Annotated in this window: 9 protein-coding genes; 4 read left to right on the top strand and 5 right to left on the bottom strand. The window is 70.8% G+C overall.

The annotated features are described in order from the left end of the window. The first annotated feature begins 169 nt into the window (after positions 1-169). The 3 genes from ACWEPG_RS27505 to ACWEPG_RS27495 all read left to right on the top strand — a co-directional run bounded on the left by ACWEPG_RS27505 (position 170) and on the right by ACWEPG_RS27495 (position 1,794). Positions 170-730, top strand: coding sequence for a DUF1707 domain-containing protein (locus tag ACWEPG_RS27505; RefSeq protein WP_452595798.1), 561 nt, complete (start codon positions 170-172; stop codon positions 728-730). A 79-nt stretch (positions 731-809) separates the two neighbouring features. Continuing rightward, positions 810-1,454, top strand: a complete 645-nt coding sequence (locus tag ACWEPG_RS27500; RefSeq protein ID WP_450116068.1) for an FMN-dependent NADH-azoreductase — start codon at positions 810-812, stop codon at positions 1,452-1,454. Between the two features lie 43 nt (positions 1,455-1,497). Continuing rightward, positions 1,498-1,794, top strand: a complete 297-nt coding sequence (locus ACWEPG_RS27495; protein WP_450116067.1) for a putative quinol monooxygenase — start codon at positions 1,498-1,500, stop codon at positions 1,792-1,794. A 144-nt stretch (positions 1,795-1,938) separates the two neighbouring features. On the opposite strand, the gene ACWEPG_RS27490 is transcribed toward ACWEPG_RS27495, so the two are convergent. Genes ACWEPG_RS27490 through ACWEPG_RS27480 form a run of 3 tightly spaced genes read right to left on the bottom strand, consistent with a single transcriptional unit; the run spans position 1,939 to position 5,393 of the window. Then, positions 1,939-2,751, bottom strand: coding sequence for a FadR/GntR family transcriptional regulator (locus ACWEPG_RS27490; protein ID WP_450116066.1), 813 nt, complete (start codon positions 2,749-2,751; stop codon positions 1,939-1,941). Between the two features lie 54 nt (positions 2,752-2,805). Further along, positions 2,806-4,203 carry an amidohydrolase family protein gene (locus ACWEPG_RS27485; RefSeq protein ID WP_452595797.1) on the bottom strand — a complete coding sequence of 466 codons (1,398 nt, stop codon included), beginning with the start codon at positions 4,201-4,203 and terminating at the stop codon, positions 2,806-2,808. Further along, positions 4,200-5,393 (bottom strand): CoA transferase, encoded by a 1,194-nt coding sequence (locus ACWEPG_RS27480; RefSeq protein WP_452595799.1) that lies wholly within the window; start codon positions 5,391-5,393, stop codon positions 4,200-4,202. Before ACWEPG_RS27480 ends, ACWEPG_RS27485 begins: the two co-directional genes overlap by 4 nt. Positions 5,394-5,511: 118 nt before the next feature. On the opposite strand from ACWEPG_RS27480, the gene ACWEPG_RS27475 reads away from it, so the two are divergent. Then, positions 5,512-6,573, top strand: coding sequence for an enoyl-CoA hydratase/isomerase family protein (locus tag ACWEPG_RS27475; protein ID WP_452595796.1), 1,062 nt, complete (start codon positions 5,512-5,514; stop codon positions 6,571-6,573). Positions 6,574-6,643: 70 nt separating this feature from the next. Here the strand turns inward: ACWEPG_RS27475 and ACWEPG_RS27470 are convergent, their stop codons facing one another. Next, a complete protein-coding gene (locus ACWEPG_RS27470) occupies positions 6,644-7,546 on the bottom strand; it encodes a TIGR03619 family F420-dependent LLM class oxidoreductase (protein WP_452595795.1) in 903 nt (300 codons plus the stop codon). Positions 7,547-7,601: 55 nt separating this feature from the next. Next, entirely contained in the window at positions 7,602-9,344 is a 1,743-nt protein-coding gene (locus ACWEPG_RS27465) for an ABC transporter permease (protein ID WP_452595794.1), read from the bottom strand. Between the last annotated feature and the right edge of the window lie 5 nt (positions 9,345-9,349).

The following is a 9,349-nucleotide window of genomic DNA, read 5'->3' as shown; positions in this document are numbered from 1 at the left end:
CGCGCACAAGGCCGGTACCGTGACCGGTCTGGCCGTCGAGCCGGGTGCCGCGATCACGCAGGGCACCGTCCTCGCCGAACTCAAGTAAGACGCTCCGCGTTCTGTGCGCCCTTTGGTAGCCCGGGCTACCAAAGGGCGCACAGGCGTCGAAGCCGCCTACTCTTGACTCATGGCCGAGCTCCCGGAAATCCGCATCGGGACACTCGAGCGCGAGCAGGCGGTCGAACTCCTGACCCGGCACCTCGGAGAGGGCCGGTTGACCCTCGCGGAGTTCGGTGACCGCTGCGCGCGGGTGGAGTCGGCACGGACCAACCGCGACCTCGCGGTCCTGTTCACCGATCTGCCCGCCGTGGCACCGCAGCCGGAACGACGACGGTTCCTCTGGGTGCTCGTCCCGCTGCTGATCCTCATTTTCCTCTTCGCCGGGTTCGCCGCGGCCGACCTGGTCGCGTGGTTCGTCCCTGTCGCGCTGGTGGTGGCCGTCGGTGCCGGACTGGTGTTCGTCGGAACCCGGCGCAGGCGCGTGAGCGTTCCCCAGTTCCTCACGGCCGCCGGTCCCGGCCCGGTCGGGCCCGTGACCTCGCCGCGGCGCAACCTCACCCTGATTCCGTACGCTCTCGTCCTGTTGGCTCCGGCGCTGATGCTCCGGCAGCCGGTCGTCGTGCTCGCCGCGGCCGGGTTCCTGATCTTCGCGGTCGTACAGTCCATCGACAACGGTCCTCCCCGGTGACCGGGGGTCCCCGTGGTTACGGTGTCCCTCGACCCGTAACCACGCACGGGCACCGTCGGTGCCCGAAAGGATCTGGCCGATGCCTCAACTGCTGCACGTCGACTCGTCGGCGGACCTCGAGAATTCCGTCTCCCGCGACCTGACCCGCCTGTTTGCCGACACCTGGCGCGCCCGCGGGCCCGAGTTCACGGTGACCGTGCGGGACCTGCACCGCGACCCGGTGCCGCACCTACCCGACGCCGAACTGCACTACGCGGCGCGCCTGCGCCGCGCGGGGGCGAGCCCGGATCCCGACGCCGAGGCTCGGCAGGCCGCGCTGATCGCGGAGGTGGTGGCGGCGGAGGTCGTCGTGATCGGCGCGCCGATGTACAACTGGTCGCTGCCCTCGACCCTCAAGGCCTGGCTCGACCATCTGCACGTCCTGGGCACGACGGTGCCGTACGACACCCCGGACCGTCCCCTCGCGGGTACGCCGGTCGTGGTGATCTCCAGCCGGGGCAACACCTATGCGCCGGGTTCCCCGGGCGCCGGGACCGACTTCACCGTGCCGCCGCTGCAGCAGGTGCTTGGCACGTCGATGGGGATGGAGGTGTCGGTGGTGACCGCGGAGCTGACCCTGGCCGGGCGGATCCCGGCGCTGGCTCCGCTCTCCGCGCAGGCCGACGAAAGTCTGTCCACCGCGCGGCACACGATCCGGACGCTGGCCGGTACCCTCGGCCGTTAACCGCGACAACAGGTTTCGCGGCACAGAGACCGAGGAGTGAAACATGGCACTGATCGCAGTCCTGGAGTTGACCTTCAAGCCCGACGCCCTGGACACCGCACGCGAGGTGATGACCCGCGTGCTCAAGGAGACCCGGGCGTTCCCCGGCTGCCAGGGCGTGGACGCGGTGATCGACGCGAAGGACCCGAACACCTGGCGTTTCATCGAAACCTGGGAGTCCGCCGAGCACGATGCCGCGTACCGCAAGTTCCGGGCAGGAGAGGGCGCGATCACCGACCTCGGACCGCTGCTCGCCGGCGCGCCGTCGCTGACCTCGGGCACCGTCGACGCGAGCATCTGAGATCGCGCCGCGGATCGCGGCGCATCGATGGTTCCGGGGTACCGCGATGGTCCGTCATCGCGGTACCCACCGGGATCCGTCGTCCGGACGGCGAACGTGCGGGCGCCCTTACCGGTCCTCGTGACGGTCAGGACCGGCGGGCCGTCACTGCGGCCGAGCCGGCCGGTCCATGAGGTCGTGCACCGCTTCGTCATCGCGACCGTCGATCAGGAAGGGGCGGGCGTTGACGACGTGCTTGCGCCAGTGTGAGAAGGCCGCGTCGGCGTCGCGGGCCCGCAGCAGCCGGATCAGACGCCGGCAGGAGCGGACCGCCAACTTGTAGTTGGCCGCGTACTGTTGCCGGTCGTCCTCCGTCTCGAGCACCGCGGCGACGGTGTCGCGCTCGGTGAACTCGTACAGCATCCCGGCGATGATCGCGAGCGGCGCGTTGCCGGAGAGTTGGACGACCCGCAGGTGGAATGCGGAGAGTCCGGCGGCGAGGGTCGCCGTGGCGTATGCGGCGGGAATGTCCTCGTCGACCATCCGGGCGAGTTCGTCGAAATCGGCCTCGGTGCCCTCGATGGCGAGGACGCGGGCCGCGTCCGGTTCGATCGCCTCGCGGGCCAGGAACATATCGGTGACGGTCGTGCCGGACAGTTCGAGCAACAACGAGGCCGACCGCGCGACGACCTCCGGCCCGGGGACTCGCACCCGCGCGCCGGCTCGCGATCCTCGCCGCACCTCCACCAGTCCGGCGGACTCGAGAAGCCGGATGGCCTCACGCAGCGTGGGTCGGCTGACGGCGAACCGGTCCATCAGGTCGGCCTCGTGGGGGAGGTGATCCCCGTCGTGGAGGGTGCCGTCGATGATCATGCGGCGCAGTGTGTTCGCGACCAGCTCGGCGGTCTTCGGGGTCCGGATCGGGTAGGTGGGTGTGCTCTGCGAGTGGAAGACGGGTGCGAGCCTCTTGTCGGCCACCTCTCACCTCCCGCAGTCGACGTCGTACACCAAGTAAACCATCTGGCGGGACCGTCACCGCTGCGAGTGCAGCGTGCGGCGCACGGCGTCCGCGGCCGGGGTGCGCAACGCCTCGGCGAGGGGACCGTGCAGCAGCACCAGGTCGGCCGCGACGCCGACCGCGACCCGTCGAGGCGGGCCTCCTGGATCGTCTGCCGGAGCGAGATATCCGTTCAGTGCCTGTGTGGCGGTGAGTCGTTCGTCCGCGCCGACGACCTCGCCGGTCGGCGCCAGGCGGTCCACCGCGGCCGCGATCACCCGCCACGGATCGAGTGGACCGTACGGAGCGTCGCTGGACAGGGCGAGCGGGATCCCGGCGGCGAGCAGGGACCGGCAGCGATACAGGTCCGGCTGGTCGGCCGGCTCCACGTGGCGGAGGTAGTCGTCGCCTCGGTCGGCGAGAAAACCGGGTTGGGTGACGACTCGCAGTCCGAGATCGTGGATTCGGCGGAGGGTTTCACGGGGAACCAGGGCGCCGTGCTCGATGCGGTCGCCGGGGATCGTGCCGACCTCGGCGAGCACGACCAGCAGGATCAACAGGGCCTCCCGGCTGACGCAGTGCACGGCGATCGGGCGCCCGGTCGCATGGGCCGTGGTGATGGTGCCGGCGAGCGCGTCCAGATCGGGCAGGCCGGAGTCGGCGAGCACTATTTTGTACGGTCCGACCGTCAGTCGGTCTGTCGGCGAGTCCAATTCGGTCTCCGGCAGGGCGGCGCCCAACAGGTGCACCCGCTGGGGTAGCTCGCCCGAGACCATCGCATCGGCGATCGCCCGCTGCGAACTCGGCCGCATGTCCGGGGTGGCGTCGGTGACGGAGGTGATGCCGAACCGGGTGAGCTCGGCCCCGATCGCCGCGAGTGACGGTGGCCCGGAGACCGGCAGCCGCGTGCGCAGCCAGTCGTCGGCGCGCCACACCCGCCCCGTCGGTGTTCCGGTGGAATCGCGTTCGACGCCGGGATGGTCGGCGGAGGCGAGGTCGGTCGCCGCGACCGCCGCCGAGTTCAGGACCCACATCGCGCCGCTGCGGTGCTGGATCCGCACCGGACGGTCCGCGTGCAGGCGGTCCAGGGTCACGGCGTCGAGATCGCCTGCCACGGAGTCGAAATAGCCGACGCCGCGCACCCAGCCGTGATCGTCGGTGGGGGCGGCGGCCAGCGCCGCCCGCAGCTGGTCGGGGGTGCGCACGGCGGGCGGCCCGCAGCGCACCGACGCCGCGTCTGCGGCCATGGCGTGCAGATGCAGGTGGTGGTCCGTCAGGCCGGGGATCAGCGCACCGCCCGAAGCGTCGATCCTCTCCGCGCCTGCTCGCGGCAGGCCGGCGCCGACGGCAGTGATCCGCCCGGCTTCGATCCGGACGTCGACACCCGCGACGCCGTTCACCTCGGCGTCGGTGACGATCAGCGGGCCCGTCATCGCGCCTCGATTCCGGTGACGGGTATGTCGAGTGACCGCAGCACTGACAGGGTGTCGCGGCCGACGCCGGGAACCTCCCCATGCGGTGTCCGGATCCGGGGTTCTGCGATCTCGACGATCTCGTCGCCTGTGTCGATCACCCAACGGCCCTGGTGAATTCGCGGGACGGGTGCCGGGGAGTCGCCGGTGAGGGTCGCGGCGACCACGTCCGTCATCGACACCTCGATCAGCCGGCCGGGCGCGTCGGCGCCGCAGGCCAACGCCGCCGCGGTCAGGCCGGTCAGCGGGTCGGCGATCGCGTCGCCGACGAACATCGGTCCACGCTCGTCCCACGCCACCAGACCTGCCGACGCGGCCACGTCGTCCCCGAAACCGATTCGGCCACTGGACCGTCCGGCGGCGGTGATCGACAGCCACGTCGCACCTCGGCCCGCGGTCGCGACGGCGTCGAGGCCGAAGCCTGCCAGTGCCCGCGGCCGGGACGCCTCGATCACGATGTCGGCGGCATCGACGAGTTCGGCAAGGGCGCGGCGGTCCGCGGGCACCGACGGGTCCAGGCACACCGCCTCGTGGCCGCCGTGCAGCAGCGCGTAGAAGTCGGGGTTGCCGCGGCGCGCCCCGTCCGGTCGTTGCGGTGTCTCGACCTTGACCACCCGCGCACCGGCCAGGCCAAGCAGGTGCGCGCACAGCGGGGCGGCCCACAGGGACCCGAAGTCCACCACCAGCAGCCCCTCGACCGACCGCGGCGCACCCGGCGCCGGCACTGGGACCGGGACGGAGGGTGGGCGGATCGGCGCGGCGGCGACCCCGAGCAGTTCGGCCCGCTCGGCGAGCTCGTCTCCGGTGTGCCCGGCAACCCACGCGGTCACCGCCGGCCACGGGTCGTCGACGTCGATGTCGGCGCTGATCAGCGCACCGAGCAGGATCGGGTCGTCCGGACGGGCACAGGAGACCGCCGCCCAGCCGTCGGCGGTGCGCAGCAACCGGCCGCTGCCGCCGAGGGTGACGTCGCCACGGCGGGTGAAGCCGGTGAACGCGGCCCGCTCCGACAGCAGTCGCGCTCCGTCCAGGTCCACCGTCCGTCCGGCCAGCGCAGCGGCGGACGTGATGTGCCCGGCCAGCGCGCGGGCGTTGCTCACGGCCGCTCCGGGCGGCACGACCGGCGGTCCGTCGGGGCGCCCGGTGAGCATCGGGATGCCGCTCTCCGCCCAGTCGCGTACCCGATCCGGGGTCGAGGTGGAGAAGTCGGACACCTCGCGATGGTACCCGCACGCCTATTCGAAACTCGTTAGCTGGCAAGCTGGAACGATGGGAACACCGCAGCATGCCATCACTGTGACCGACCTCGCTGACGGAGTTGCGGACCAGCCGCTGCTCGCCGAGGGAGCGGCCGTCGACCGGCCGCTGCTGGTGGTCGATCTCGACGCCGACCTCGACGCCGACCTGGCCGCGCGAGCGGCGGCGCGGGCCCGCGCCGGCACCCGGGTTCTCGTAGGGCTGCGCACCCGGGCGCAGCCACTGACGGCCGCGCACCTCGAGCTGGCCTCCGCCCTCGACACCTCCCTGGTCCCGGAGTCCGTCGCCACCGACCGGACCCTCGTCGGCGTCCCGGACCCGGCCTCCGCCCTCGAGACCGTGCTCGCCGCCGTCGCCGAGCAGGTGCACGCGGCGGTCGTGCTCGGGCAGGTGCTGCGGGTGTCCGAGTCGTTGCCGGTACCCGAGGCCATCGACGTCGAATCCCTGGCCTACTCCACGCTGCTCGGCACCCCCGGGTTCCGGCGGTGGCTGGCGGTGCGCGGGCCGCGGCCGTTGCCGCCGCCGGCGCCGCAGGAGCCGGTGCTGCTGGATCGGGACGGCGACCGCCTGCACATCACCCTGAACCGGCCGGAGCGGCGCAACGCCTACGGGGCGCAGGTGCGCGACGGCCTGGTGGAAGGGTTGCGGCTCGCCCTCGCCGACGACAGCATCACCTCGGTGCTGCTCGACGGCGCCGGGCCGGTGTTCTCCGCGGGCGGCGACCTCGACGAGTTCGGCACCACCCCCGACCTCGCGACCGCGCACCTGATCCGCACCCGGGCCGGGGCGGGACGTCTGGTGGCGGCGTTGGCGGACCGGACGGAGGTCCGGGTGCACGGCAGCTGCGTCGGCGCCGGCATCGAGGTGCCCGCGTTCGCGTCTCGGATCGTCGCGGCGCCGGGGACCGTCTTCCGGCTGCCGGAGGTGTCGATGGGCCTGGTTCCCGGCGCCGGTGGCTGCGTCAGCGTGCCCCGCCGGATCGGCCGCTGGCGCGCCTACTGGATGTGCGTGACGAACGTCCCGCTCGACACCGACACCGCCCTCGCGTGGGGCCTGGTCGACGAGATCGCCTGACGAGGTCGTCGACGCGACAGACGAACGCCCCGGATCCGCAAACGGTCGGATCCGGGGCGGTGCTGGATTGTCAGTTTCGTTCTGCCGTTGCCGACGACGACCGGTGTTGGGCGCACAGCCCCAGACGCTCCGCCGCCGCGGTGAGGTTGCGTCGGCGCTCGTCCGGGGTGTCACCGGTCCAGAGCGCGTCGGCCCACAACACCAGATCCTCGACACCGTTGTTCCGGTAGTCGGCGAGGACGTCGGGGTCGGTGGTCGACACTCGGACGTAGCAGGGAAACCGGTCGGAGGCGCCCGACTCGTGGCGAAGCCGCCGCAGCTCCGTGACCAGTGCCACCGCTTCGTCCGGGGTTGGGGTGCCCGACGCGAACCACGCGTCACCCAGTCGTGCGGCGCGGGCCAACGCGGGTGCGGTGTTGCCGCCGAGCACCACCGGGACCGGCGTGGGCCGTGGATGCACCTGGATCCGGTCGAATGTGAAGTGCTTCCCGCTGTGGTCGAACTCGGTGCCGGACCACGACTTCCGGAGGATGTCGAGGCATTCCTCCGTGCGGGAGAACCGGGTACGGAACGGCACCCCCAGGGCAGCGAACTCCTCCTCGAGCCAACCGGATCCGACGCCGAACAGCACTCGGCCACCGCTGAGCTCCTGCACCGAGATGGTGGTCCGCGCCGTGTGCAGCGGGTGCCGCAGCGCGGTCACGTACACCGCGGTCCCCAGTTTGATGCGGGAGGTGACCGCGGCGATCGCCGCGTGGGCGACCCACGGATCGATCAGTTCGGTGTCGGTGTCGACGATGGTCGTGTGGTGTTGCACGGTTCCCGTCGTGGGATGTTCGCTGCCGTAGCCGGCAGGTCGGATCACGTGCTCACCCAGCCACAGCGCGTCGAAGCCCAGTTCGTCGGCGCACACGGCGAGTTCGACGAGTTCGGCGACGGTCATGCCGTACGCACTCAGTCCGATTGACCCCACGGGCCACTTCCTTTCCGTTCGGCACATTGTCGGATGGTCGGGCGTCGTGTCCCGATCACATCTTGCTCAGCGAATCCGCGCCGCCCACGAGCATCGCGGCGGCGACGCCGACCGCGGTGACGCCCGTCATGATGAGCGCGACGGCGGCAACGAGGGGATAGCTGCCGTTCGACCAGGCGTCGAACAGGACGGTGCCCATGACCTGTGTTTTGGACGCCCGGACGAGGAGCGATGCGGTGAACTCGTGCGTCAGGAGCACGAAGATCAGGGCCGCGGTGCCGCCGAGGCTTCCTCGCATCAGCGGTAGCAGGATGCGGATGTTGGTGCGCAGGAAGCCTGCCCCGCTGACCCGGGACGCCTCGATGTAGCTGTCGCCGAGTGCGAGCATCGTCGAGAGCTGCATGCGGGTGGCGAACGGCAGCATCAGCGTCACGTACACGAGGATGACGACCCACGGCGTGCCATACAGCACGATCGGTCCCTCGGTGTAGGTGAGCAGGAACGCGGCGCCGAAGATGACCGCAGGAACGCCGAGCGGCATCGAGACCAGCACGTCGACGAGGACGCGCAGGGCAGGGTAGCGGACGCCTCGGACGATGAGGCTGGCGGCGATGAAGCCGAGCGGCAACGCGATCGCCATCGAGCCGAGTGAGAAGACCAGGCTGTTGGTGATCGCGGACGGCACCGCGGTCGTGCTGAACACGGTGCGGAAATTGTCGACCGTCAGGGTGGAGAGGTCGATGCTGCCACGCCAGTACCGGGAGAGCGAGACGAAGGCCAGCGCCAGGATCGGCAGGACCGTCGACAGCAGCGAAAAGAGCACGATGAGGCCGACGCCGATACGGGACGGGCGCCCCTGGGAGCGGAATGCCTTGCCGCCGTGGGTGACGAAGCGCTTCTGGTTGCCGAGCATCGCCTTCTGCGCGAACACGACTGCGATGCCCGCGAGCAACAGTGGCGAACCGAGAGCTGCCGCGGTGGCGAACTGGGCAGGGCTGTCGCTGATCTGGAAGTACATCTCCGTCGTCAGAACGCTGACACCGCTGTTGGTGCCGAGAAGCAGGGGCCCGGTGAACTGGCCGAGGCCGAGAAGCAGCGCGACGCCACCGCCGTAGATGAGGGTCGGGCGCAGCAGCGGAAGGGTGACCTTGAAGAACACCTTCCACTCCGGCATTCCGGAAACCTGTGCGGCCTCGAGCATCTCGGAGTTGATGTTGGAGAACCCGGAGCTGACGAACATGTACACGAACGAGCTCAGCGAGAAGCCGGTGATTATGACGATCCACTCGATCGAGTAGACGTCGACCGGGCCCTCCTCCAGGTGTGACCACCAGGGCAGGTTCCGGAGGGCGGCGTTGAGATACCCGGGCCGCGGGGAGAGCAGGAACGCCCAGCCTGCGATCGCGGCGACGGAGGGGATGACGATCGGGAGGATCGGCAGGATGCGCAGGAATTCGAGGCGCCGCGGGAGCCGACTCGCGGCCCACGCCAGCGCCGTGCCGAGCACCATCGCGATGACGACCGATCCGATCGCGAGTCCGACCGTGTACTTCAGGATCTCGCCGATGCGATCGAGTCCGAACGCACGGCTGAAGCCGGCGCTGCCGTCTTCGAACGCGGTCGCCTGCAGGCGCACGATCGGCAGGATGACGAGGTAGGCGAGTAACGCCGCGAAGGCGATGACGCCGAGCCGTCGGGCTCCGGAGCGCACCTTCTCGTTCTCCATCAGCGACGGCGTCCCGGTGGTCGGAGCCGACGGGGTGGGAGTCGACGGGGTGGGGAGGGTCAGGGTAGCCATTCTCG

It is taken from the genome of Rhodococcus sp. NPDC004095, assembly GCF_053604015.1.
This window is presented reverse-complemented; position numbering and strand designations above follow the sequence as displayed.

Excerpts from the sequence above, each read along its gene's own strand:
- ACWEPG_RS27505 (WP_452595798.1), top strand. The coding sequence starts at position 170 with ATGGCCGAGCTCCCGGAAATCCGCATCGGGACACTCGAGCGCGAGCAG.
- ACWEPG_RS27500 (WP_450116068.1), top strand. The coding sequence starts at position 810 with ATGCCTCAACTGCTGCACGTCGACTCGTCGGCGGACCTCGAGAATTCC.
- ACWEPG_RS27495 (WP_450116067.1), top strand. The coding sequence starts at position 1,498 with ATGGCACTGATCGCAGTCCTGGAGTTGACCTTCAAGCCCGACGCCCTG.
- ACWEPG_RS27485 (WP_452595797.1), bottom strand. The coding sequence starts at position 4,203 with ATGACGGGCCCGCTGATCGTCACCGACGCCGAGGTGAACGGCGTCGCG.
- ACWEPG_RS27480 (WP_452595799.1), bottom strand. The coding sequence starts at position 5,393 with ATGCTCACCGGGCGCCCCGACGGACCGCCGGTCGTGCCGCCCGGAGCG.
- ACWEPG_RS27475 (WP_452595796.1), top strand. The coding sequence starts at position 5,512 with ATGGGAACACCGCAGCATGCCATCACTGTGACCGACCTCGCTGACGGA.
- ACWEPG_RS27465 (WP_452595794.1), bottom strand. The coding sequence starts at position 9,344 with ATGGCTACCCTGACCCTCCCCACCCCGTCGACTCCCACCCCGTCGGCT.